Source organism: Photobacterium jeanii, from assembly GCF_001650345.1.
In the GTDB taxonomy this organism is placed as follows: Bacteria; Pseudomonadota; Gammaproteobacteria; order Enterobacterales; family Vibrionaceae; genus Photobacterium; species Photobacterium jeanii.
Window position 1 is genome coordinate 687,174 of record NZ_LVHF01000012.1, and the last position, 23,557, is coordinate 710,730.

The 23,557-nt window shown below is 44.6% G+C and carries 26 protein-coding genes; 10 read left to right on the forward strand and 16 right to left on the reverse strand.

Annotated features, from left to right (window positions below; all coding sequences use genetic code 11):
* Positions 1–9: 9 nt before the first annotated feature.
* Positions 10–888, reverse strand: coding sequence for a protease HtpX (htpX, locus tag A3K86_RS04470; protein WP_068328297.1), 879 nt, complete (start codon positions 886–888; stop codon positions 10–12).
* Positions 889–1,520: 632 nt separating this feature from the next.
* Here htpX and A3K86_RS22805 point away from each other — a divergent pair.
* Entirely contained in the window at positions 1,521–1,679 is a 159-nt protein-coding gene (locus A3K86_RS22805; RefSeq protein WP_162844293.1) for a hypothetical protein, read from the forward strand.
* Between the two features lie 145 nt (positions 1,680–1,824).
* On the forward strand, positions 1,825–2,427 hold the full coding sequence (locus tag A3K86_RS04475; RefSeq protein WP_068328300.1) for a GNAT family N-acetyltransferase: 603 nt from the start codon (positions 1,825–1,827) through the stop codon (positions 2,425–2,427).
* A gap of 70 nt (positions 2,428–2,497) precedes the next feature.
* Here A3K86_RS04475 and A3K86_RS04480 read toward each other — a convergent pair whose 3' ends face one another.
* The gene (locus tag A3K86_RS04480) at positions 2,498–2,683 is read right to left on the reverse strand and encodes a hypothetical protein (protein ID WP_068328302.1); all 186 of its coding nucleotides are present in this window, start codon (positions 2,681–2,683) and stop codon (positions 2,498–2,500) included.
* Positions 2,684–2,847: 164 nt separating this feature from the next.
* Here A3K86_RS04480 and A3K86_RS04485 point away from each other — a divergent pair, with 164 nt between their 5' ends.
* Positions 2,848–3,714, forward strand: coding sequence for a helix-turn-helix transcriptional regulator (locus A3K86_RS04485; RefSeq protein WP_068328304.1), 867 nt, complete (start codon positions 2,848–2,850; stop codon positions 3,712–3,714).
* A 71-nt stretch (positions 3,715–3,785) separates the two neighbouring features.
* Here the strand turns inward: A3K86_RS04485 and A3K86_RS04490 are convergent, their stop codons facing one another.
* The 10 genes from A3K86_RS04490 to A3K86_RS04535 form a co-directional block, all read right to left on the reverse strand.
* Positions 3,786–4,172, reverse strand: coding sequence for a thiol-disulfide oxidoreductase DCC family protein (locus A3K86_RS04490; RefSeq protein WP_068328306.1), 387 nt, complete (start codon positions 4,170–4,172; stop codon positions 3,786–3,788).
* Positions 4,173–4,465: 293 nt separating this feature from the next.
* Positions 4,466–4,909 (reverse strand): F0F1 ATP synthase subunit epsilon, encoded by a 444-nt coding sequence (locus A3K86_RS04495; RefSeq protein ID WP_068328319.1) that lies wholly within the window; start codon positions 4,907–4,909, stop codon positions 4,466–4,468.
* Positions 4,910–4,920: 11 nt separating this feature from the next.
* Entirely contained in the window at positions 4,921–6,306 is a 1,386-nt protein-coding gene (gene atpD / locus A3K86_RS04500) for a F0F1 ATP synthase subunit beta (RefSeq protein ID WP_068328322.1), read from the reverse strand.
* Between the two features lie 21 nt (positions 6,307–6,327).
* The gene (gene atpG, locus A3K86_RS04505; protein ID WP_068328325.1) at positions 6,328–7,203 is read right to left on the reverse strand and encodes a F0F1 ATP synthase subunit gamma; all 876 of its coding nucleotides are present in this window, start codon (positions 7,201–7,203) and stop codon (positions 6,328–6,330) included.
* A gap of 51 nt (positions 7,204–7,254) precedes the next feature.
* On the reverse strand, positions 7,255–8,796 hold the full coding sequence (gene atpA / locus A3K86_RS04510; RefSeq protein WP_068328336.1) for a F0F1 ATP synthase subunit alpha: 1,542 nt from the start codon (positions 8,794–8,796) through the stop codon (positions 7,255–7,257).
* A 13-nt stretch (positions 8,797–8,809) separates the two neighbouring features.
* Positions 8,810–9,358, reverse strand: coding sequence for a F0F1 ATP synthase subunit delta (locus A3K86_RS04515; protein ID WP_068328338.1), 549 nt, complete (start codon positions 9,356–9,358; stop codon positions 8,810–8,812).
* Between the two features lie 14 nt (positions 9,359–9,372).
* Positions 9,373–9,843: a F0F1 ATP synthase subunit B gene (gene atpF, locus A3K86_RS04520; RefSeq protein WP_068328341.1), complete on the reverse strand. Its 471-nt coding sequence runs from the start codon at positions 9,841–9,843 to the stop codon at positions 9,373–9,375.
* A gap of 53 nt (positions 9,844–9,896) precedes the next feature.
* Positions 9,897–10,133 carry a F0F1 ATP synthase subunit C gene (atpE, locus tag A3K86_RS04525; RefSeq protein ID WP_004730405.1) on the reverse strand — a complete coding sequence of 79 codons (237 nt, stop codon included), beginning with the start codon at positions 10,131–10,133 and terminating at the stop codon, positions 9,897–9,899.
* A 48-nt stretch (positions 10,134–10,181) separates the two neighbouring features.
* Positions 10,182–10,952: a F0F1 ATP synthase subunit A gene (gene atpB, locus A3K86_RS04530; protein ID WP_068328343.1), complete on the reverse strand. Its 771-nt coding sequence runs from the start codon at positions 10,950–10,952 to the stop codon at positions 10,182–10,184.
* A 1-nt stretch (position 10,953) separates the two neighbouring features.
* Complete coding sequence (locus tag A3K86_RS04535) at positions 10,954–11,352, reverse strand: ATP synthase subunit I (RefSeq protein WP_068328345.1); 399 nt, start codon at positions 11,350–11,352, stop codon at positions 10,954–10,956.
* A gap of 552 nt (positions 11,353–11,904) precedes the next feature.
* Here A3K86_RS04535 and A3K86_RS04540 point away from each other — a divergent pair.
* Entirely contained in the window at positions 11,905–12,801 is an 897-nt protein-coding gene (locus A3K86_RS04540; RefSeq protein ID WP_068328348.1) for a hypothetical protein, read from the forward strand.
* An 81-nt stretch (positions 12,802–12,882) separates the two neighbouring features.
* On the opposite strand, the gene bioD is transcribed toward A3K86_RS04540, so the two are convergent.
* Genes bioD through bioB form a run of 4 tightly spaced genes read right to left on the reverse strand, consistent with a single transcriptional unit; the run spans position 12,883 to position 16,605 of the window.
* Positions 12,883–13,566 (reverse strand): dethiobiotin synthase, encoded by a 684-nt coding sequence (bioD, locus tag A3K86_RS04545; RefSeq protein WP_068328350.1) that lies wholly within the window; start codon positions 13,564–13,566, stop codon positions 12,883–12,885.
* Positions 13,559–14,404 (reverse strand): malonyl-ACP O-methyltransferase BioC, encoded by an 846-nt coding sequence (bioC, locus tag A3K86_RS04550; protein ID WP_084406510.1) that lies wholly within the window; start codon positions 14,402–14,404, stop codon positions 13,559–13,561. The genes bioD and bioC overlap by 8 nt, the downstream gene beginning before the upstream one ends.
* A complete protein-coding gene (gene bioF, locus A3K86_RS04555; RefSeq protein ID WP_068328351.1) occupies positions 14,397–15,566 on the reverse strand; it encodes an 8-amino-7-oxononanoate synthase in 1,170 nt (389 codons plus the stop codon). The genes bioC and bioF overlap by 8 nt, the downstream gene beginning before the upstream one ends.
* Positions 15,553–16,605, reverse strand: coding sequence for a biotin synthase BioB (gene bioB, locus A3K86_RS04560; RefSeq protein ID WP_068328353.1), 1,053 nt, complete (start codon positions 16,603–16,605; stop codon positions 15,553–15,555). Before bioB ends, bioF begins: the two co-directional genes overlap by 14 nt.
* 240 nt (positions 16,606–16,845) lie before the next feature.
* Here bioB and bioA point away from each other — a divergent pair, with 240 nt between their 5' ends.
* The 6 genes from bioA to A3K86_RS04590 all read left to right on the forward strand — a co-directional run bounded on the left by bioA (position 16,846) and on the right by A3K86_RS04590 (position 23,548).
* A complete protein-coding gene (gene bioA / locus A3K86_RS04565) occupies positions 16,846–18,114 on the forward strand; it encodes an adenosylmethionine--8-amino-7-oxononanoate transaminase (RefSeq protein ID WP_068330204.1) in 1,269 nt (422 codons plus the stop codon).
* A 350-nt stretch (positions 18,115–18,464) separates the two neighbouring features.
* The gene (locus tag A3K86_RS04570) at positions 18,465–19,028 is read left to right on the forward strand and encodes an LON peptidase substrate-binding domain-containing protein (RefSeq protein ID WP_068328356.1); all 564 of its coding nucleotides are present in this window, start codon (positions 18,465–18,467) and stop codon (positions 19,026–19,028) included.
* Positions 19,029–19,104: 76 nt separating this feature from the next.
* Positions 19,105–19,737, forward strand: a complete 633-nt coding sequence (locus tag A3K86_RS04575; RefSeq protein WP_232321906.1) for a sigma-70 family RNA polymerase sigma factor — start codon at positions 19,105–19,107, stop codon at positions 19,735–19,737.
* Positions 19,730–20,413, forward strand: a complete 684-nt coding sequence (locus A3K86_RS04580) for a ChrR family anti-sigma-E factor (RefSeq protein WP_068328358.1) — start codon at positions 19,730–19,732, stop codon at positions 20,411–20,413. The genes A3K86_RS04575 and A3K86_RS04580 overlap by 8 nt, the downstream gene beginning before the upstream one ends.
* A 675-nt stretch (positions 20,414–21,088) precedes the next feature.
* Positions 21,089–22,672: an L-lactate permease gene (locus A3K86_RS04585; RefSeq protein ID WP_068328360.1), complete on the forward strand. Its 1,584-nt coding sequence runs from the start codon at positions 21,089–21,091 to the stop codon at positions 22,670–22,672.
* 156 nt (positions 22,673–22,828) lie between these two features.
* Entirely contained in the window at positions 22,829–23,548 is a 720-nt protein-coding gene (locus tag A3K86_RS04590) for a (Fe-S)-binding protein (protein ID WP_068328362.1), read from the forward strand.
* Positions 23,549–23,557 lie beyond the last annotated feature (9 nt).

A 23,557-nucleotide genomic window follows, 5' to 3' on the forward strand; every position in this document is an offset into this window, starting at 1 on the left:
AACGATACCTTACAGGTGCTCACCACGGCGTAGCGCATCGATACGCTTCTCTAGCGGTGGGTGCGTCATGAATAGCTCAGAAAGCGTCTTCTTACCGTTGATACCGAAAGCCATCATTGAACCTTCAAGCTGAGGCTCGTGGCTCATCTTTAAACGCTCAAGCGCAGCAATCATCTTTTGCTTACCCACAAGGTGAGCAGAACCTGCATCGGCTTTAAACTCACGATGACGGCTGTACCACATAGTTAGAATGCTTGCTAAGAAACCAAATAGGATTTCCATGATGCTCGATACAATGAAGTACGTCATGTAGCTGCCGCCTTCACCTTCTTCGTCATTATTGTTCACACCGCTGATCACACCAGCGACTAGGCGAGAAACAAAGATAACGAAAGTATTCACAACACCTTGCATCAAGGTCATGGTCACCATATCGCCATTAGCAATGTGACTAACTTCGTGCGCCAGTACCGCTTCAGCTTCATCGCGCGTCATGCTGTGAAGCAAACCAGTTGATACTGCCACCAGCGAATCATCTCGCTTAGCACCAGTCGCAAAGGCATTAATGTCTGCTGATTCGTAAACCGCTACTGTTGGCATACCAATACCCGCTTGTTGTGCTTGGCGAGATACCGTTTCCATTAACCAGTGCTCAGTTTCGTTACGTGGGTGTTCAATCACCATGCCACCTACAGAACGAAGTGCCATCGACTTCGACATAAATAGCGAGAACAAAGAACCACCGAAACCAAATAAAGCAGCCATCACTAGCAGGCCAGAAAGACTGCCTGGTTGCATACCTGTTACAGCATAAATCACATTTAATACGATACTGAATACAATCAGTACGGCAAAGTTAGTTGCCAAAAACAATGCAATTCGCTTCATATATTATCCATTCTCCAGTAAAAGAAGCTTTCAAGCTTTTCCGTCAAACTTTCGACCTGCGGGGAAATATGCAGGAAACTGAGATCACTCTCCACCTTAGTAATTTGCGTCGCGCTAACATTTGCCAGCAAAAAGATTTAACGCTAAAACTACTAATACGCAATCCAATTCTACCTTTAGGCTCTCTATACAAGCCTTGTTGTACCTAGTTTTTGACTCTTGTCTATATAGTATGGTCGAACTAAGTGATTACAAGTCAAAGTCGCAATTTGTTACTTTTTAGTTATCTTGATAACACATTCACATTAGCAAACCATATAGCCTATTGTATCTAAAGAGTTTTATATGCCACAACATTAATCCTTCATCTATTGATGAAACAATGAATAAAAGCTGAATAATGGCGAATTACTACGCTACATTCGATAAATCACTCGCAATTCAGCCGCTATGTTAGCTAAGTCACAATTCTGATTTATCCCTCTTTGGGATAGTAATAAATTACAAACATACGACCTTAGTCGTATTGCGTCGCTATACATTGTCGGCTATTGTCGAAACATACCTAATCGCGCATTATCAAACTTATTGAATATTCGCTGACGCAGGGAAAGATCTATCAAGGAGGAAAAATGGCAGATCAAGAGAAATACCAAGTTGCAATTGATATCTTACGCTGTCACCTTGGCATGACAGCAGATGAAGCACATAAAGAGTTAGGTCTAGATTCTTCATCTTCAGAACCAATGACAAGCACGCAAGAAGCGCTCATTGGTCTCACTCAAGACTAACTACTACCTATCGTTTATTTCCACATCCCCTTGTGATACCTGTCACAAGGGGATTTTCTTTGGCTATTCAGCCTAGTGAACTCGTTTTTCATACCCATTCTTTCAGTTACACTGTTTGGCAACATATAAAAACGATTTACATATCATGCTATTAAACTCAGAAACGATAGACAGCCTAAAACGCGGCAATGCAATTCCTTTGACACCCGAGCTCACGATTAGCTTGATCAAAGCAGACGATCTTGCCGACATCATCACTATGCTCGACAATCCAAAGGTGACAGAATTTCTTTTCTTCGCCCCCGCCCCTGTTGAGGTTTACCAAAGCTTTTTCCAGCCAATAATCGATAATACAACCGAGGCTATCGCTCACAACGAATGGCCAAAAAACCCAACCTTGATCGTACGTAACCAACAAGGCGATTACATGGGTATGGGTGGCCTGTCTGCTGTGATGTTCTTACAAGGTAATGTTGAAATTGGTTATCAGCTTCCTGAACACGCGTGGGGCAAAGGCATTGCGACTGCCATTACTCGTTTACTCACAGAACTCGCATTTAAAGCGTTAGCGGTTCATAAAGTTAGTGCTGACTGTTACGCCAATAATATTGGCTCGTACCGCACCTTGGAAAACTGTGGTTTCACCCAAGAAGGGCGTCAGAAGGATTACTACAAACTTGAAAACGGTTTCGATGACCGCCTGTTTTACGGTATGACGGCGCAAGAGTTTGCCACTCTAACTGACTAACTACTTCCTTATAACACCCACATCATATGCTTCTCAGGTCTCGCCCCAAGTGACAATCTGGGGCGAGTCATTATTGCTTACGACTGTTCTTCTTCATTCCCTCCACCAAATCCTGCTGGTACGCTTGGTAGGAGTCGTAACCATATAAGCGCCAAGTGTCTGCTCCCTTTAACCCATAACGGATAGTCAATTCTGGTAACCAGTGCTGGCGGTTGACGGCAATAAGCTGTTGTAGTTGTTGTATTAATCGGTTCATTAAGGCTCTCCAATCTTGGTTCACCTTTAGTGTATTTTTTCAATTAGATAGGATGAGTACCCTTCGCGCAACATGTAGTACTTTTCGCTCAAATAGACCATTTACGCACTCGTTTAGGTATAATTTCAATACCTAAGAGCCAACCATAAGCAAACGACGTAAGTATGAAAGGTAATTTAGAAAAGGTGCCACAACGTATTGGCGCATCATGGCGCTACCGAAAAATCGTTGAAGAAAAAAAGAGTTATGGTTGGCATCGTCACAAAGAATACGAAATCGCTATTCATCGTCATTTTAGTGGCAGCTGTTTTATTGGTCATAGCCAAAATGATGTTAGCCACAACCACATGGTGCTAATTGGCCCTGACTTACCTCATGCGATCTATTCCAATGACTCCTCTTCACAACAGAAAAGCACAAGTTGTGAAACCCATGTGATTTGGTTTCGACAAGACTGGATTGAGCAACTTATCAATTGTTGCCATGAGTTAGCACCATTGAAAAAGTTACTATCAGAAGCCAAATACGGCATTCAGTTTTCATCTCATACTGCCGAGAAAGCTGTTGCGTTACTTGAACCTGTACTCGACTTACCACCGCATCAACAACTCACTCAATTTCTCTCTATGCTGGCATTACTGTTAGAAGATAAAAATGCGCAGAAACTAATTAACGCTCTTGAACCAGCACCGGAAGATGAAGTCATTGTTGAGCGAATTGAAAAAGCTGAAGCTTTCTTAATGAAGCACTTTGCAAGAGAAATTGCCGTACAGGAACTGGCAAACCATCTATATATCAGTGAAAGCAGTGTTCGTCGTTTATTCCAAAAGCACTACAACGAGAGCTTCAGTCAGCACTTAAAGAAAATTCGACTCAACGTTGCCTGTGATTTGCTCATTAACACCCAGCTGCCTATCAATATCATCATTCAAAGAGTGGGTTACGATAACCAAGCCAATTTTAATCGCCAGTTTAAAGCCTACAAACAAGTGACACCGTCCGCCTTTCGCACTGCAATGAAGCGCCATTAATTACACTCGTTGGACGATAGCTTTATAGAAATATAGCTTCATTGAAATGATGAAGGGCGACTCTCAAGGTATCAGCGTGAACAGCTCTTTGAATCACAGCGCGCTTGCCCAGTTAACCAATATGAAAAACAATAGCGATTTTTTGCAAAGTAAAGGTAACAACGGTCAGCTATTGGTTTGATCCACCGCCAACGAAGCGGTGCATAGAGCCAACCTTTTCCCACTAATTGCCACGCTTTATGGGTTACGTCCAAGCCAAGTAACAATTGATTGTTCTCATCTAACGCGTGTAACACTGTGTTTGCGGCACTGGCATCAATCTGCGGATAGAGTTGAAACTCATCACTATAAATATCAACGGTTTTGATCTTCCCTTTGCCATCACGTGCTATGAGCGCAGCCATTTCTTTTGCGCATAACGGGCAAGTTCCATCGTAAAAAACAGTTAGCTTAGTCATGATTCATCTTCTTCATCGATCTCTTTATAGAGTGTACGTGAAGTTACAATGTTAGATCATTAGATCAGTGACTTATCACGATCACAACAAGAACAAGCTCAAAGGCGTATCAAAGTCGTGCTAACACAGCTGCAATTACAGAAGATGAATAATAAGGGCAGGATAAAAAAAAGCCCCAACCTCAGTACTGGTCGGGGCAAAACTGGAAGAAATGGAATTTAATTAGCTTTTCTGAAACCGTATTTCAATCTGGACAAGCGGTCGGTAATCCGTGTCCAGACTGCAATATCGGTCTATCGACGCATTTGTTTCTGACTCAATTCAACGGCACGAAGTTGCGCCATTGCTTTTGCCAAATCCATTTGCGCTTGGGCAAAGTTCACATCATCTGCATGCTTGACGATGTTCTCTTCTGCTGCACGGCGGGCTTCGTCAGCGCGGGCTTTGTCGATGTCCTTCCCGTGCATAGCAATATCTGCCAGCACAGTTACTACTGAAGGTTGTACTTCAACAATGCCCCCCGAGATATAAAGGATTTCTTCAGGATCCTTGATATCGGTAACGAAACTCGCCACACCTGGTTTGATCCGGCTTAGCAATGGAGAGTGGCCCGGGCGAATACCCAATTCGCCATCGAAGCCTGCAATCGCCAGCGCGTGAGCTGGACCAGAAAACAGCGGGCCTTCGGCACTCACTATGTTGAGCTGGAACGTATTCTGAGTAACGCCAATTGCCATAACTATCCCCTTTACATCTGCTTAGCTTTTTCAATTACTTCTTCGATACCACCACAGTACAGGAACGCCTGCTCAGGGATATCGTCATACTCACCGCTTAGCAGTCCTTTGAAGCCTTGAATCGTTTCATTCAACGACACAAACACCCCTGGCTGACCAGTGAACACTTCCGCTACGTGATAAGGTTGCGTTAGGAAACGTTCAATCTTACGAGCGCGAGCAACGGTTTGTTTATCTTCTTCTGACAGCTCATCCATACCCAAAATGGCAATGATGTCTTTCAGCTCTTTGTAGCGTTGCAATACAGTTTGCACGCCACGCGCTACTTGATAATGCTCAGGACCAACGATCAAAGGGTCAAGCTGACGAGAAGTCGAATCCAATGGGTCAATCGCCGGATATAGACCAAGCGCTGCAATGTTACGAGACAGTACAACAGTCGCATCCAAGTGAGCGAATGTTGTCGCTGGCGATGGATCCGTCAAGTCATCCGCAGGTACGTATACCGCTTGGATCGAAGTGATCGAGCCTTTACGCGTCGAGGTAATGCGTTCTTGCAGTACACCCATCTCTTCAGCCAATGTAGGCTGATAACCTACCGCCGATGGCATACGACCAAGTAGTGCCGATACTTCTGTACCCGCCAAGGTGTAACGGTAGATGTTATCGATGAACAACAGTACATCACGGCCTTCATCACGGAAGCGTTCTGCAATCGTCAAACCTGTTAGTGCCACACGTAGACGGTTACCTGGAGGCTCGTTCATCTGACCATAAACCATGGCAACTTTGTCGAGTACACCCGCTTCTTTCATTTCGTAGTAGAAGTCGTTACCTTCACGGGTACGCTCACCTACACCAGTAAATACAGACAGACCTGAGTGTGCTTTTGCAATGTTGTTGATTAGCTCCATCATGTTGACGGTCTTACCCACACCCGCACCACCGAATAAACCGATCTTACCGCCTTTAGCGAATGGACAAATCAGGTCGATAACTTTTACGCCTGTTTCCAACAGCTCGGTACTATTGGCTTGCTCTTCATACGAAGGCGCTTCACGGTGAATGGCGTAACTCACTTCTTCGCCAATCTCACCACACTCATCAATTGGCGTACCCAGTACATCCATGATACGACCCAGTGTTGCTTCACCCACTGGCACTGAAATTGGTTCACCGGTGTTTTCAACGGTTAGGCCACGACGTAAACCGTCTGATGAGCCCATTGCAATACAACGTACAACACCACTACCAATTTGTTGCTGTACTTCCAGCACTAGTGAAGCGTGATTGCCATCAATAATGTTCAGCGCATCGTAAACACGTGGCACACTGTTCTGGTCAAACTCAACGTCAACGACTGCGCCGATGACTTTGACAATTTTACCCGTACTCATTTGTTATCCTCGGAAATTCATTTACACAGCCTGAGCGCCCGCCACAATTTCACTCAACTCTTGAGTGATTGCAGCTTGTCGGGCTTTGTTGTACACCAGCTGAAGATCGTTAATCAGCGAGCCTGCATTGTCGGTTGCTGCTTTCATTGCCACCATTCGCGCGGCTTGTTCACACGCACAGCTCTCTACCGTTCCCTGATAGACTTGCGATTCGATATAGCGCAGCATTAATTCATTCAACAATGCTTTGGGATCTTGTTCATAGATGTAGTCCCAACGGCCTGCTTTTTTGTTACTTTCGGTTGGTTCAGCTTGTGCCAACTCAGGTCGTGGCAGTAACTGCACAATCTGTGGCTTTTGCACCATGGTGTTAACGAATTCGTTGTACACCAGATTTAAGCGATCAATCCGACCCTCGTCGTAGTGCTCTAGCATGGCTTTCACCGGGCCTAGCACATCTTCCAACTTGGGTTTGTCACCCAGACCCGAAGTCTGAGCAACAACGTTTCCTATGCGGTGGAAGAAAGAAATGGCTTTCGAACCAATCAAGGTGGTGTCTACTTCCACCCCTTTGTCTCGCCATTCTTGCATCTCACCTAGCACCTTTTTAAACAGGTTGTTATTCAAACCACCACACAATCCTCGGTCAGAAGAAATTATGATGTACGCAACCCGCTTAACTTCTCGTTCTTCGAGATATGGATGCTTGTATTCCAGCGAGCCAGAAACAAGGTGACTGATCACCTTGCGCATGTTGTCGGCATAAGGGCGAGTCAACTCCATGTTGTCTTGCACCTTACGCATTTTGCTCGCGGCAACCATTTCCATTGCACTGGTGATCTTTTGTGTGTTTTGAACACTGCTGATCTTGGTGCGAATTTCTTTTGCGTTTGCCATTTGTTGCTCCTGTCTACCTCGTTGCTATATCGCTAACGGTTTCCCAGACGATTAAAACGACTGAGTGTCCATGAAGGTCTTCAACAGGTGATGTAGATTGTCTTCAATCTCATCGTTGTAGTTACCAGTCGTATTAATAGTCGCTAGCAACTCAGCTTGGCTGCTTTTCGCAAACGCCATTAACTCTGTTTCAAACTCTCCAATTTGCGCCAAAGCGATATTGTTGAGGTAACCTTTCTCAGCAGCAAAGATAGCTAACGCTTGTTCAGCAACCGACATTGGTGAGTACTGTTTCTGCTTCATTAGCTCAGTTACTTTTTCACCATGGTCTAGCTGCTTACGTGTTGCTTCATCGAGATCCGATGAGAACTGTGCGAATGCCGCAAGTTCACGGTATTGAGCCAATGCAGTACGAATACCACCAGACAGTTTCTTAATGATCTTGCATTGAGCTGCACCACCTACACGCGATACCGAAATACCTGGGTCAACTGCAGGACGTAAACCTGAGTTAAATAGATGCGTTTGTAGGAAGATCTGACCATCAGTAATCGAAATTACGTTAGTTGGTACGAATGCCGATACGTCACCCGCTTGGGTTTCGATGATCGGAAGGGCTGTTAGTGAGCCAGTTTTGCCCGTCACTTCACCTTGGGTAAACGCAGTTACGTAATCTTCGTTTACACGCGCTGCACGTTCTAGCAGGCGGGAGTGAAGGTAGAACACATCACCAGGGAACGCTTCACGGCCCGGTGGGCGTTTTAGCAATAGGGAGATTTGACGGTAAGCAACGGCCTGTTTTGATAAATCATCATAAACAATTAGGGCGTCTTCACCGCGGTCGCGGAAGTATTCACCCATGGTACAACCAGCGTAAGGCGCAAGGTACTGCAGTGCTGCTGCTTCAGAGGCAGAGGCAACCACCACAATGGTATTTTGTAGCGCGCCATTTTCTTCTAGCTTGCGTACCACGTTAGCAATGGTTGAAGCTTTCTGACCAATTGCGACATAGACAGAGTAAATACCAGATTCTTTCTGGTTAATGATGGCATCGATCGCCATCGCCGTTTTACCAGTCTGACGGTCACCGATGATCAATTCACGCTGACCACGACCAATTGGCACCATAGAGTCAACTGCTTTGTAACCCGTTTGAATTGGCTGATCTACCGATTTACGATCGATTACACCCGGAGCAATAATTTCAACTGGCGCGAAACCATCATTTTCAATCGCACCTTTACCATCCAATGGTTGACCAAGGGTATTCACAACACGCCCAAGCAGACCTTTACCTACAGGTACTTCCAAAATACGGCCAGTACCTTTTACTTTCATGCCTTCAGCAAGGTCAGCATAAGGACCCATCACAACCGCACCAACGGAATGACGTTCAAGGTTCAGTGCCAATGCATAGCGATTACCTGGTAGTTCGATCATCTCGCCTTGCATAACGTCAGCAAGACCATTAATGGTGATGATACCGTCGCTAACAGAGATAATTGTGCCTTCATTTCGCGCTTGGCTAGCCACGTTGAAGGAGGCGATCCGCTGTCTGATCAGATCGCTGATTTCATTTGAATTTAATTGCATGTCTAGTACCTAATTACACCTCAAGGCGGCTCGATAGTCGGTTAATGGCGCTTTTCAGCGAGCCGTCGATCACAAGTTCACCTGCCGTGATCTTGATTCCCCCGACCAACGACTTATCGACCTGACAAGTCAAAGCAACACTGCGATTTAACTTTCGCTCCAATGCTTGGGTTAAGCTCTGTTGCTGTTGCTCTTCTAATGGCTCAGCCGTTGTCACAAAAGCATCAATGGTGCGTTCAAACTCTGCTTTGAACGATTGATAGAGCTCTGTCACTTGTGGGATGACACCCAGTCTGCCGTTTTCAGCCATTAACTTGAGCAAGTTCTGTCCGTGCTCATCAATCAAGCCATCACAGATAGCTAAGAAAGATTGCGTGAATGCGTCATGAGCATCTGGACCGAGCATGTCGAGCGCTTCGATCTGGCTGGCTAGCGTTGGCGCTTGAGCGACTTCTTTCATCACCACCAGCATGTTTTCCCAAGCTTCGAGCTGGGACGCATCGCGAGCAAAGTCAAATGCCGCTTTTGCGTAGGGGTAAGCAATGGTTTGTAGATCGGACATTCTTAGCCCCCTTATTACAGATCAGTAATGATCTTATCGACCAAAGCTCGGTTGGCATCCGTATCCAGTTGGCGGTTGATTAGCTTCTCTGCACTTTCAATCACCAAGGCTGACATTTCGTGACGTAATTCTTCACGAATGCGATTACGCTCACTGTCTAGCTCTGCTTGTCCTTGAGCAATAATGCGGGCTTTCTCTTGCTCCGCTTCGAGCTTGGCATCTTCAATGATCTGTGCTCGACGTTTGTTACCTTGTTCGACCAAACTACTCACTTGATGCTTTGCATCTTCAAGTAGCTTGGCACCATTGGCTTTCGCCATTTCCAGCTCTTTCGCTGCATACTCGGTATGAGATAGGCCTTCAGCAATTACGCGTTGACGCTCATCCAGTAATGCAGTTAAAGGAGGCCAGACATATTTCATACAAAGCCAGACAAAAATCACGAATGACAGTGCCTGTCCTAGCATGGTGGCATTTAAGTTCATTCCATCCTCACTTTTTAGTAACCCAATGTTGTTTAAAAGAGTGGTTGAATGACTTAAGCCACCGCGAAGATGATGTATAGACCGATACCCACACCAATCATTGGTACCGCATCAACCAGACCCATCATGATGAAGAACTGAGTACGTAGCATTGGGGTCAAATCAGGTTGACGCGCAACACCTTCAAGATATTTACCGGCCAAGTTACCGATACCGCTCGCTGCACCAGCAGCACCTAGACCAATAAGCAGTGCACCCGCAACATAAAGAACCGCACTAACAATATCCATGAATAACTCCGAATCAGATTATGAAAAACGTAACTTAAGAAAATAAAATTAATGATGTTCTTCGACTGCCATTCCCAGGTACACAATGGTCAGTACCATGAAAATGAAAGCTTGTAAGAACACAATTAGAATGTGGAACAGTGCCCACGGCACACTCAGTGCCCATTGCATCCACCAAGGCATTAATGCGATAAGAATAAAAATCATCTCACCTGCATACATATTTCCGAATAGTCGTAAACCGAGTGAAATTGGCTTAGAAATCAATGTGACTAATTCCAAAATAAAGTTCACTGGGTACAACAGTGGATGAGTAAAAGGTTGGGTTGTTAATTCTTTAATGAATCCAACTAAACCTTTATTTTTCAGCGTGTAGCCAATAATAAGAATGAAGACACCAAGTGCCATTGACATTGGAACGTTAACATCAGCCGATGGTAAATCTCGGAAGTGTTCCAACCCTATTACACGTGCAAGCATTGGCACAAAATCAACAGGTAATAGGTCAATAGCATTCATTAAGAAAACCCATACAAATATGGTTAATGATAATGGGCCAATCAACTTATCTTCGGTTTTAAATATTTCCTTTACTAGGTTATTAACGAATTCAAATGTGATTTCAATTAAGCACTGCAATCGACCAGGAACACCACTTGTTCCTTTTGTTGCCACATACCTAAACACACCAATAAAAGTTAAACCTAACACCCAAACCATGAACATGGAGTCAAGATTTATACTCCAAAATCCTTCGCCTGCAGTGAGGAATGTCAGATGGTGCTCAATATATTCATGAGCAGTAGTAACAATTTCCACCTTACGTCATCCTAAATTGAGGTTTGTTAAGTATAGGGGTTAAACAACTTCCCATATAAGTCAGTGAATAAGCCACAACCATAACTATCTCATTGATTTCAATATATTTAGAAACCAACAGCATGAGTACGGCGGTATACGTCCATTTTATTGCTTCATTAAACCATGCCAGTTCGCTGATGTGGCTTCTGTTATTACGCTTAACTTTCAGTGCGACCGCAAGCAAACCTAATAAAGAGGGAACAACAGCAACTATTACACCAATTAATGCTGACTCAACACTCAGGGAATCTCCCGATATTATTTCGTATAAAATTACTATTGCGCCAATAATAGATTGAGCAATCAATAATGATTTTATTACAGAAACAATATCTGAACTCGGGGAATGACTTTCCATAGATATATCCTCTTACGTTAATTAAATTATTAGCCGTACACCTCCCACAAAATAATCAACTAATTTAATGTTGATATAAAAATAAACCCAAAGTGTTTTTTTAAACTAACACATAGATTTTAAATGTCACACAAAATTTATTAATAATTAGTATTTTTATCTACTTCCAAATATAAAACACATTCCAATCCGAAACATCCAAACATATATTTTATTACAATGAGTGTGATGAGAATTGTTTTATTAATGATGTTTCATCATTTAAATGGAATATAAACAAATGAATATTTGCTATTAAATCGACCGACGAATTTACGCCTCACCAAACGTGATTAAAATCTCAATTTTTGCAATCATTGATTTTCATTTTTGGTAGTTGATTGTGTTCTCAGTTAGAGAGAGTATGCGTAAATGGTTTGAATTTTTATGCATTCAAAACCAATTTAAAAAATATAATATTCTTTATAAATCAAAGATTTCCATTAAGAAATCACCATTGCCTACCTTATTAAGCGCAGTTGGCTGGTAGGCGTAATTAACGAAGATGTAGAAATGAGAAAGACCAAAGCGATGTTCGTTGAACAAGCACGGGCTTTTCATAACGGAAAATACGGTTATGAAAATTTCGTTTACGTCAACGCCAAAACTAAAGGTTTAGTTACTTGTCCAGTACACGGTGACTTTGAGCAACGACCTGATGCGCATCTTGCGGGCAGAGGGTGCCCAAAATGTGCAGGTAAAGAGAAGCTAACAACACAAGCCTTTATAGAGAAGGCACACCAAGTACACAACGGTAAATACAACTACGAGAAGTTTGATTATCGTGGTTCGCTTGAGAAAGGCACGATCATTTGCCCAGTACATGGTGAGTTTGAACAAAGACCTAATGCCCACCTTGCTGGTAAAGGTTGTCCTCAGTGCTCGCGTTCAACACCCTTAACGCAGGCACAATTCATTGAGCGTGCAACTGCAATACATAAAGGCAAATACAGCTACGATAACTTTGTTTATGCTGGTGCATTAACAAAGGCTACCATCACCTGCCCTATCCATGGTGCATTTGAGCAGCGACCAGACACCCACCTCCGTGGTGCAGGGTGTCCTCATTGTGCTCAGCACAGCCGCAAGAAAACCACGGCTGACTTCATCAAACAAGCGCTTAGCTTACATAAGAAGCGCTATAGCTATGAAGACTTCGTATACGTGAACGCCCGTACAAAGGGAAAAATCACTTGTCCGATCCACGGCACTTTTGAACAACTTCCATTTAACCATCTTGCAGGCAATGGTTGTCCACACTGCGCAGCACAAAGTCGTTTCCGCTTTAACCCGCAAAGGCTGCAACCTTTCTTGGTATGGCTGATGAAACCTTTGTTGACGCACTCAGCCCACTTCCATACTTTCTTGCACCACCCGATTGTGCATCACGCTGTTGTACGTATGGTTTAAACTTGTGTTAGCACCAAATGACAGAGACAAAAAAGCCGACTTAACGTCGGCTTTTTAATATCTTTCTGAAGGTCAGCTAGTTTATTTCAGACCTAGTGGTGTTAAATCGATGTACTTAGAGAGATCGCGTTTCTTCACACCCGGCATGTAAGGAATTTCGCCGATCTTAGGTGCACCTAAGTTCTCTTCCATCATACGAATGATTTCAGCGTAATTCTCTGTACCCGGATTAATGCGGTTAGCAACCCAACCAACTAATTCCAAGCCATCGTTACGGATCGCTTCTGCGGTTAAGATAGCGTGGCTCATACAGCCCAGTTTTACGCCAACCACAAGGATCACTGGTAGCTTCTCTTGTTTTACCCAACTAGATAGGTAATCCGTACGTGAAACTGGTACACGCCAGCCACCAGCACCTTCAACCAGTACTGCTTCTGATTTTGCTTTTAGTGCAGCTAAACCATCAGAAATAACTGAAAACTCGATAGTGCGATTTTCTTGCTCGGCAGCAATATGCGGTGAAACAGGCGCTTCAAAGGTATATGGGTTAACTTCGTCGTACTCAAGCTCAACCACAGAAGCATCTTGAATGTATAGCGCATCAGAGTTGCGCATGCCTTCGTCTGTTTTTTTACTGTCTGACGCTACTGGCTTATAACCCGCCATCTTAATGTTCGCGCTACCAGCTGCTTGTAAAATTGCGCGAGAGGCAACCGTTTTACCTACTTCGGTATCGGTTCCTGTTACAAAGAAAGCGTTAGTCATTAATTATTACTCCAAAACAGACTTGATAGGTTGCTGGCAGTTGGCCTTTCTCATCTCTGAACTCATCGTAAGCGCGTTCCAAAGCCTGAAGTGTCTGACGACTAGCTAAGCCTGCTTTACGCTCATTATGCAGATGCGTCGCTCCTATCCCTTTCAGGTCTTTCATGAGTTCAACTGCCGTTTGATATTTCATTATGATCGGGGGGAATTCTAGGGTATGAATTTGGCCTCCCGCTTGCGCCAGCGCAAGTTTTACGGTCTTTTGCGAAAGAAACTGGTTCACATGTTGATATTGATCAACCTGCTGCCAAGCATAAGAAAGCTCTTTGAGTGAATTTTCTACCAGCGTTGTGAATAAAACGTACCCGCCCGGCTTCACCACACGTCGTAATTCAGCCAGAGGAACTGATAAATCCTGACACCATTGCAATGCCAACGTCGAGAAAGCCACATCAAAACTGTTATCAGCAAAAGGCAGCGCTTCAGCATCTGCTTGCTGATAGCTGACTTTGTCGCCACAACGTTGCGCGGCTTGTGCCAACATTTGTTCTGAAAGATCAGCTGCGCAAACTTGGTAACCTTTAGCTGCCAACTGTTCTGAGAAGTAACCCGTTCCACAGCCCAAATCTAAAAGGCGTGTACCAACACTTACCATCGGAGGTAACTTCTCCATCAAGCGATGGCCCACAATGCGCTGAAATTCCGCAGACTGATCATACCGTTTTGCCGCCCGACCAAAGGCAGCCGCTATGGCAGCTTTATCAGCAACAGATTGCTTTCGATGTGCCGAAGCCCCTATCGGTAAATCAGTTAATACTTGTTTTGCAGCCTCAGTCATACATCACCTCATTGATTGCGGTTGCTAAACGCTTCACGTCATCAAGTTGATGGTTTGCAGTGAAGGTAATTCGTAAACGGGCACTGTTAACAGGTACCGTTGGCGGACGGATCGCACTTACCCATAAGCCCTGCTCTTTCAGTGCCTGCGATATCTTGACCGCTTTGTTACTGTCACCCAGCAATAAAGGCTTAATGGGAGTTGGGGTATTTTGAAAACCAATGGCTGGATCGAGTGCTAACGCGAACGCATCACTCAGTTCAACCAACTTGTCGCGACGCCATTGATCTTGTTGGATCCGTTCACACGCATGCACTAATGCATAGGCTTGTGCGGGCGGCATCGCGGTGGAATAAACAAAATGACGGGCAAATTGGATCAAGTACTCAGCCACATCCTCACTACATAGCACAGCAGCGCCTTGCAGACCGAAAGCTTTACCAAAAGTCACGATAAGAATATCGGCTTTAATTTCGGCTAAATCGCAACTACCTCGACCCGCTTCACCTAATACGCCGCAACCATGGGCATCATCCACCATCAGCCAAGCATCGTGTTGCTGACTGACCGCGGCCATTTCAGCAAGCGGTGCCAAGTCACCATCCATGCTAAAGACCCCTTCGGTCACTACTAACTTAGCAAGGTCTGACTGAGCATCTGATTGAGCAGCGCTCGATAATAAGCGGGATAAATGGGCAACATCATTGTGCTTAAAACGTTTCATGGTTGCTGGCGACAACATACCCGCTTCCATTAATGAAGCATGATTAAGTTTGTCTTGCAGTAACCAGTCGTTTTTAGCTAATAAGGTAAACAACACAGCTTGGTTGGCACTAAAGCCACTATTAAATAGCAGTGCACGGTCATAACCTAACCACTCAGCCAATTGTTGTTCTAATTTCGCGTGCGGAGAGTGAAAGCCTGTTACCAAGGGCGAAGCGCCGCTACCAGCGCCGTACAACGTTAACCCCTGCTGCCATGCTTGCAGTAAAGATGGCTCTTGCGCTAAGCCCAAGTAATCATTCGACGAGAAGTTAAGCCAAGTGTGACTAGCCTCGCTCACCTGCTGCGCGTTACGCGTCAGACAAACACGCTGGCGATACAAGCCTTGCTGCTCTCGCTCAGACAAGGCTTGGGCTATACGGGTATTAAAGCGAGGCATCGTAGAACAAATCATCCTTGGTCGGACGGGCTGCCACGCGTTCCGCTACGCGACCTAACAGCTCATGTTCTTGAATTTCATCGGGTTTGGCTGCTTGCTCTTGGCTATTAATTCCAAGTTTGGCAAACAACTGCATATCTTTGTCTTCACCTGGGTTCGGCGTCGTCAGCAACTTACAACCGTAGAACACAGAGTTCGCGCCTGCCATAAAGCACAATGCCTGCATTTGCTCATTCATGTCTTCACGCCCCGCCGACAAACGCACCGCTGACTGCGGCATAATGATACGTGCCACCGCAATAATGCGCACAAAGTCAAATGGGTCGACATCATCAACATCTTCCAGCGGCGTACCTTTCACTTTTACCAACATGTTGATCGGCACACTTTCAGGGTGAGTCGGCAAATTAGCCAGTTCCATTAAAAGACCCACACGGTCACGCGCACTTTCACCCATGCCGATAATGCCACCAGAACAAATCTTCATTCCGGCATCACGCACATGGCTTAAAGTATCTAAACGGTCTTGATAAGTACGAGTAGTAATAATGCTGCCGTAAAACTCAGGCGAGGTATCAAGGTTGTGGTTATAGTAATCCAAACCCGCACCTGCAAGCTCATTAGCTTGATCACTGCTGATCATACCAAGCGTCATACAGGTTTCTAACCCCATCTCTTTAACACCACGTACCATTTGCAATAAGTACGGCATGTCACGCTCTTTCGGGTTCTTCCATGCCGCGCCCATACAGAATCGCGTCGCACCTGAACTTTTCGCTTTCGTCGCCGCATCTAACACTTTTTCTACTTCAAGTAAGCGCTCGCGTTCAACATCAGTGCGGTAATGAGCACTTTGCGGACAGTACTTACAGTCCTCGGGGCAAGCACCGGTTTTAATTGAGAGTAAGGTACTTACCTGTACTTTATTTGGCTCATGGTACTGACGATGCACAAGCTGTGCTTCAAATACCAAGTCCATAAATGGCTTATCAAATAAGGCTTGAACCTCTTCCGCCGTCCAATTGTGTCTTACTTCCACGTGTCTAACCCCTTTGTTTGGCAGGTACTGCTTTCACGCTTACCTGCACAATCGACATGCTTAACTGCTTCTTATTCTTTATGAAACCAATAACTTAATTGTTACCTCAACAGATGAGTCAATTCAGTTATTTGAATAATTTTGCTCACTGTAATGCTTGGCTAGTCTACGTTGACTTAGTAAACTGTCAACCAACAACAAACACCAAGGTTTACATCTGTGCAAAAATTAAACAATAAAATTAATTTAGAATTTGATCAACAGCACATCTGGCATCCCTACACGTCGACACTTAACCCACTGCCTTGCTATCCGGTATCCCGTGCCAATGGTGTATACCTTGAGTTAGAAGATGGCACGCAATTGATCGATGGAATGTCTTCATGGTGGTCAACGATCCATGGTTACAACCACCCAGTGCTAACCCAAGCCGCGAAAGATCAATTAGATCAAATGTCTCATGTCATGTTCGGAGGCATTACCCACCAACCTGCTGTTGAGCTTTGTAAGAAGTTAGTCGAGATGACACCAGCGCCACTTGAGCACGTTTTCTTGGCTGATTCAGGTTCAGTAGCGGTAGAAGTCGCGTTAAAGATGGCACTTCAGTATTGGCATACCAAGCAGCAGCACCGCCCGAAATTTTTAACCGTGCGCCACGGTTATCACGGTGACACTTTTGCAGCGATGTCAGTCACTGATCCTGATAATTCGATGCATAGCCTCTACAAAGGCTTCCTACCTGAGCATATCTTTGCCAATTCACCAGAATGCGGATTTTTTGATGAATGGCGAGAAGATGATTTCGAGGATTTCCGCCAACAATTTATAGAGAACCAAACCTCGCTTGCCGCTGTGATCATTGAACCTATCGTGCAAGGTGCCGGTGGGATGCGCTTGTATCACCCTACTTTCCTCAAGCGTGTTCGTGAACTCTGTGATGAATTTGGCGTCCTGTTAATTGCCGATGAAATTGCGACTGGATTTGGTCGCACAGGCAAACTGTTTGCTTGTGAACATGCGCAAATTAGCCCAGATATTATGTGTGTAGGTAAAGCGCTAACAGGTGGTTATATGACACTGTCAGCAACCCTAGCAACCAAGCATGTCGCTGATACTGTATGTGGTGGTGAAGCCGGCTGTTTTATGCACGGTCCTACTTTTATGGGTAATCCATTAGCTTGTGCTGTCGCCAATGCCAGCTTAGGGCTATTGCAACAGGGTGATTGGCAATCACAAGTAGCGGCAATTGAAGAACAACTTGCTGTTGAACTTAGCGATATCGGTCATTTAGAGAATGTAAAAGATGTGCGTTGGCTTGGCGCCATTGGTGTTGTCGAGCTACATCAACCTGTTGAAATGGCAAGTATTCAAAAAGCATTTGTTGAGGCTGGGGTATGGGTACGTCCTTTCGGGCGCTTGGTTTACATCATGCCGCCATTTATCATTCAACCCAATGAGTTAACGAAACTGACATCAGCGATTTATCAAGTTTTAGACCAATCAAGGTAATTCCTCAATCATCCTAACTGGTTAAAACCAACAGCAGAATTCCCCTTTTATCGAAAAGCAGACAGATTCCAATATTTGTCTGCTTATACTAAACACTGATCAACTGATAATAATAATTCGTACCAATATACGAAGGATGCAACCTCTCCTCTATATATAGTGGAAAGGCAGCATTGATAACTGGCCTTCTCCTACATCGCACAGGCAGGTGCATATAACAATAACGAGGCCACATCGAGTTTGTGCTCTTACTTAGCTAACACAAAGAAGAGGCAAACATCAGGGTTATCAGGATTGACGCCGCCCAAAGAATTGCGGTGCAATCCAACGTCAGTATAAGGGTTATAATCATGCAGTTACCCCTATTCCCCCTCAATCTCTACCTCCTGCCAGGTGGGATCAGTAAGCTACGGATCTTTGAGCCGAGGTACGTTCGACTCGTCAAACTCGCTATGGCATCCGATGATGGCTTTGGCTTGTGTATGGAAGTGAATGACAACATCTGCCACTTTGGTACACGCGTGATCATCACAGACTTTGATCAAATGCCCGATGGCTTCCTTGGGATCACCATTCGCGCAATGGACAAATTCGTGATCAATCATCAATGGCAAGAAGAAGACGGCTTACGCTTTGCGCAAACCAGCGTACTACCCAACTGGACACCGACAGAAATAAAATATATCGACCGTGACTTGTCGCAAGGGCTACAAATGCTGTTCGATGAATACCCAGAGCATGCGGCGTATTATCCGCAGCCAGACTTTGAAGATATGGCGTGGGTATGTCAGCGTTGGTTAGAAATCTTGCCGCTTGGCACAGAGCAAAAACAATGGTTTATGAGTCGTAACGATCACAGAGCCGCGTTGTCATTTCTTCACTCAATTATCGATGAAGAATTGAAAGACAAATGATCTAAACACCAAACTCATACGTAGATCTCAATATATGTTCGTGGATGTGTCTGTTAACAGAGGCATTATTGAGATTATGCCATATACAAATTACTATCATACTCAAGTAAAACAACCTCAACCTCGGGCCGAGGCTTCAATGGATGAATTGAGTATTGAGCAGCAAAAAGCGCTGCTCACTAGAATTGCGGAACATCGTGATAAATCCGCCTTTGCAACTATCTTTTCTTACTTTAGCCCTAAGATCCGTGTTTACGGGTTGAAGTATCTCAAGCAAGAAGCCATTGCGATGGAACTGGTGCAAGAGACAATGATGAAGGTATGGCGCAAAGCCCACATGTTCGATGGCAGCAAGGGCGCTGCATCAACATGGATCTACACTATTATGCGGAATCTCTGTTTTGACATACTGCGTAAGCAGCAATCAAACAGAGAAGATAACTATAGCGATGACCTTTGGCCCATTTTTGAAGATCGACTCGCAAGTGAGTCGAATGAACAAGCCGATGCCACACTCAGCGATGAGTTACTTATTTACATTGAAACCCTACCGGCAGCGCAGCAAATTGTCGTGAAAGAGATTTATCTCAATCAACGTTCCCATCAAGAAGTCGCCGACCAACTCGGTGTTCCTGTGGGCACGGTGAAATCACGATTACGGCTTGGGCTACAAAAATTACGAGGGCAATTGGAGGATAACGATGATTAAACATCACCCACACGCAACCTTGTTGCAAGACTATGTAGAAGGAAAGCTTCCGTTATCGTTGTCGATTGCTGTTTCTGCTCACATTGAACTGTGTCCACACTGTCAGCAACAAGCAGATACGCTCACAGAACAAGTCGCGATGCGCTCTTGGCGTGAGTCCGTGACCCTCACTGAACCCGAAGTGACAGAGGATTTTGCTCTGCAAGCTAACTTCGATGCCATGTTCAGTGACATTGTTGAAAATGAACCTGTTGATGAAAAGCCTGAGCCAATCATCACGACTAGCTATGTAGAATGCAAAGGGACAAGTTACCCACTGCCACGCGCTTTACGTCGTTTTAATGAGTTGAGCTGGCACGGCATTGGGAAAATTACTCGCGCTCGTTTACCACTTGAAGAAAACGAAGTTCGTGCCAGTTTGCTACATATTGATAAGCAAGGTGCGATTCCCGCGCACACCCACAAAGGTTACGAGTTAACTTTATTGCTTGCTGGTGAGTTCAGTGATGAAAATGGTAAATACCAAGCGGGCGATTTTATTTGGCTTGATGCTTCTAACCATCACACGCCATCGACTAAAGAGGGGTGCTTGTGTTATACCGTGTCGAATGCACCATTGCACTTCACCCAAGGTATGAGTCAGTTACTCAACGGCATTGGTAATGTCATTTACTAGCCGCTTGCAAATCAAGCCTTAACACACTTCAAAGCCGAGCCTAGTGCTCGGCTTTGTTTTATTCCAAGAAACAATCACATCATTTCAATGTACAAAGTGAAGCAGATACGAAAGGCAAAATGTAATCATTACACTTCACCTTTTATCTCAAAATCTCACCACATTCGCCGACTCCCAGCAATAAAAGATGCTTTTCGCTTGTAATTAAATAACCAAAAACCTCTAAAAACCGACAAAATGTAGTTTTATTACAACACTACTTAGTTTCATTCCGTGGATGAATATTCCATTGCCGCTTCTGAAGCGCTAATCACACACAAAATGTACTGATTCATTGGTGCAATCAGGCAAAATGATTGTTTCCATTTATACCCCAATAGAAGACATGCAGATTACAGCACTTAATTATAAGTCATTGTTTTTTATTGACTTGAACGTCAAATCTTAATTTAACATCTCAATATCCATCACAGATTGATGATTTGTCTGACGAAATCGAGACACAAAAAGCATAGCGAACTGAATATTCATACTTACAATATTCTTCCCACGACGTCGTACAAACCTCAAATTTTAAGAAACTTACAACACAATAATTACAGAAGTTAATACAACGACTACCCGGTGCAAACACAACACCCGGCAATGGATAGTCACGATAGAGTGGATTTCAGCATGTTAAACCTTGTGATTTCAGTAGTCCCTATTTTGCTACTGATTTGGATGATGACAAAAAAGAATGCGTTACCATCGCATATCGCACTGCCAGTAACGGCAGCCATCATCGGTGCCCTACAACTATTTTACTTTGGTTCAGATCTCACTAACCTCAGCGCTAACATTATCGCTGGTATGTTGTCTGCCATTACCCCAATTTCGATCATTGCGGGCGCCATCTTACTTAACCGTACTATTGCGTTATCAGGCGCAGAAGATGTTATTCGCCAATGGTTAGAAACCATTAGCCGTAACCAAGTGGCACAGCTAATGATCATCGGTTGGGCGTTTGCTTTCATGATTGAAGGTGCATCTGGCTTTGGTACGCCAGCAGCGATTGCAGCTCCAATTTTGGTTGGCTTAGGGTTTAACCCGCTGAAAGTTGCGATGCTTGCTTTGGTAATGAACTCAGTACCGGTTTCTTTTGGTGCTGTAGGTACACCAACATGGTTTGGTTTCGGCAATCTAGGTCTTACCGATGGTGACCTATTAACAACAGGCCGTAACTCTGCATTCATGCATGCTATTGCAGCCTTTGTGATCCCTGTTCTGGCCCTACGCTTTGTAGTGTCATGGCAGCAAATCCGCCGTAACATGCTGTTCATCCAACTGAGTATCCTTGCTTGTACTATCCCTTACATCCTGTTTGCGCAGTGGAACTATGAGTTCCCATCACTGATCGGTGGTGCAATCGGTATGGCTGTATCTATCTTACTTGCACGCTTCAAAGTGGGCTTGGAAGAACCAGAAACAACAGCCGACCACGCAGTCAGCCACATCCCATTTGGTCAAGTGGTGAAAGCGATGAGTCCTACCCTAATGCTGATTGCGATTCTAATCGTCACGCGTATTCAGCAGCTGGGTATTAAAGGCATGCTGAATGATGCGACACCGCTATTCAACCTAAACTTAGGTTTCCTAGGTGACCTGTCTGTCAGCCAAGCGTTAATCATCAAGCTGAGCAACATTCTGGGTACTGAAACGGCTTGGGCATACAAAACACTTTATGTACCAGCACTGATCCCATTCTTCTTGGTAGTTCTGATTTCTATCCCAGTATTCAAGCTGCCAAAAACGACTGTTAAACGCGTATTTAGCGAAACAGCTAACCGTATCAAGATGCCGTTTGTCGCTCTTGTTGGTGCACTCATCATGGTGAAATTCATGATGATGGGCGGTGAGAACTCACCAATCATGACAACAGGCCGTGCTTTCTCAGATTTGATGGGCACCAACTGGCAGTTCTTTGCATCATACTTAGGAGCACTAGGTGCGTTCTTCTCAGGCTCTGCAACGGTATCGAACCTGACATTTGGCGGTATTCAACAAACAATTGCACACACTGTAGGTTTACCTGAGACAACCATCCTTGCCCTACAATCTGTAGGTGGCTCTATGGGTAACATGGTGTGTATCAATAACATTATTGCAGTATCAACCATCCTAGGTATTGCAAATAAAGAAGGTTACATCATCAAGCGTACCGTTGTTCCAATGGTGCTTTATGGTGCAATCGTTGCTGTAGTTAGCCTGTTTATTTAAGGCGTTACAGCAACACGGGATGATTAGGAACCACCCCGAACACAACTTGTTGTGTATTAAGAAATCGGCCTCGCAAGAGGCCGTACTTAAACAAAAGAAAACGGCCACCATAGGCTGTAATAACACAGACAGCAAAGCTGTCTACTGGAGCAATATATGAAGGTAAACTTTTTTGTCACCTGTCTTTGCGACACCGTGAAATCGGAAGTGGCTAAAAAAACGGTCATGCTACTGGAGCAGCTTGGCTGTGAAATTATTTTTCCAGAGCAACAGGGGTGCTGTGGCCAGCCTTCGCTGAATAGCGGCTATATCGAACAAAGCAAGCCTGCAATGAAAAGCCTTATTCGTGCTTTCGAGTGTAACGATCTTCCTATCGTGACACCTGCTGGCTCATGTGCTGCATCTATCAAGCGCTACCCAGAATACCTAGCCGATGAGCCAGAGTGGGCTGAGCGTGCACAAAAAGTATCAGACCGTCTATTTGAACTGACTCAGTTTATTGTTAACACCCTTGGGGTTCAAAACGTCGGTGCACGTCTTGAAGGCCGCGCGGTATACCACCCTTCTTGTAGTCTTATTCGTAAACTCAATGTTCGTGAAGAGCCACTGAAGCTGCTTGAGAACGTTGAAGGTCTAGAAATGCTGCCTATCGAAAACCAAGAAACCTGCTGTGGTTTCGGCGGTACTTTCTCAGTAAAAATGGCTGAAATCTCAGGCGAGATGGTGAAAGAAAAAGTTCACCACATTTCAGCAGTAGAACCTGATTACCTCATTGGTGCTGACATCAGTTGTTTGATGAACATTGGTGGTCGTATCAATCGTGAAGGTAAGCCAGTTAAAGTTATGCACATTGTCGATGTGCTGATGAGCCGCTAAGGAGATCAC

Excerpts from the sequence above, each read along its gene's own strand:
- A3K86_RS04485 (WP_068328304.1), top strand. The coding sequence starts at position 2,848 with ATGAAAGGTAATTTAGAAAAGGTGCCACAACGTATTGGCGCATCATGG.
- bioC (WP_084406510.1), bottom strand. The coding sequence starts at position 14,404 with ATGACTGAGGCTGCAAAACAAGTATTAACTGATTTACCGATAGGGGCT.
- A3K86_RS04570 (WP_068328356.1), top strand. The coding sequence starts at position 18,465 with ATGCAGTTACCCCTATTCCCCCTCAATCTCTACCTCCTGCCAGGTGGG.
- A3K86_RS04535 (WP_068328345.1), bottom strand. The coding sequence starts at position 11,352 with ATGGAAAGTCATTCCCCGAGTTCAGATATTGTTTCTGTAATAAAATCA.
- A3K86_RS04575 (WP_232321906.1), top strand. The coding sequence starts at position 19,105 with ATGCCATATACAAATTACTATCATACTCAAGTAAAACAACCTCAACCT.
- A3K86_RS04540 (WP_068328348.1), top strand. The coding sequence starts at position 11,905 with ATGAGAAAGACCAAAGCGATGTTCGTTGAACAAGCACGGGCTTTTCAT.
- A3K86_RS04495 (WP_068328319.1), bottom strand. The coding sequence starts at position 4,909 with ATGGCAATTGGCGTTACTCAGAATACGTTCCAGCTCAACATAGTGAGT.
- bioF (WP_068328351.1), bottom strand. The coding sequence starts at position 15,566 with ATGCCTCGCTTTAATACCCGTATAGCCCAAGCCTTGTCTGAGCGAGAG.
- atpE (WP_004730405.1), bottom strand. The coding sequence starts at position 10,133 with ATGGATATTGTTAGTGCGGTTCTTTATGTTGCGGGTGCACTGCTTATT.
- A3K86_RS04480 (WP_068328302.1), bottom strand. The coding sequence starts at position 2,683 with ATGAACCGATTAATACAACAACTACAACAGCTTATTGCCGTCAACCGC.
- A3K86_RS04475 (WP_068328300.1), top strand. The coding sequence starts at position 1,825 with ATGCTATTAAACTCAGAAACGATAGACAGCCTAAAACGCGGCAATGCA.
- A3K86_RS22805 (WP_162844293.1), top strand. The coding sequence starts at position 1,521 with ATGGCAGATCAAGAGAAATACCAAGTTGCAATTGATATCTTACGCTGT.
- A3K86_RS04580 (WP_068328358.1), top strand. The coding sequence starts at position 19,730 with ATGATTAAACATCACCCACACGCAACCTTGTTGCAAGACTATGTAGAA.
- atpA (WP_068328336.1), bottom strand. The coding sequence starts at position 8,796 with ATGCAATTAAATTCAAATGAAATCAGCGATCTGATCAGACAGCGGATC.
- A3K86_RS04490 (WP_068328306.1), bottom strand. The coding sequence starts at position 4,172 with ATGACTAAGCTAACTGTTTTTTACGATGGAACTTGCCCGTTATGCGCA.
- A3K86_RS04590 (WP_068328362.1), top strand. The coding sequence starts at position 22,829 with ATGAAGGTAAACTTTTTTGTCACCTGTCTTTGCGACACCGTGAAATCG.
- atpF (WP_068328341.1), bottom strand. The coding sequence starts at position 9,843 with ATGAACTTAAATGCCACCATGCTAGGACAGGCACTGTCATTCGTGATT.
- atpG (WP_068328325.1), bottom strand. The coding sequence starts at position 7,203 with ATGGCAAACGCAAAAGAAATTCGCACCAAGATCAGCAGTGTTCAAAAC.
- A3K86_RS04515 (WP_068328338.1), bottom strand. The coding sequence starts at position 9,358 with ATGTCCGATCTACAAACCATTGCTTACCCCTACGCAAAAGCGGCATTT.
- A3K86_RS04585 (WP_068328360.1), top strand. The coding sequence starts at position 21,089 with ATGTTAAACCTTGTGATTTCAGTAGTCCCTATTTTGCTACTGATTTGG.
- bioD (WP_068328350.1), bottom strand. The coding sequence starts at position 13,566 with ATGACTAACGCTTTCTTTGTAACAGGAACCGATACCGAAGTAGGTAAA.
- htpX (WP_068328297.1), bottom strand. The coding sequence starts at position 888 with ATGAAGCGAATTGCATTGTTTTTGGCAACTAACTTTGCCGTACTGATT.
- atpD (WP_068328322.1), bottom strand. The coding sequence starts at position 6,306 with ATGAGTACGGGTAAAATTGTCAAAGTCATCGGCGCAGTCGTTGACGTT.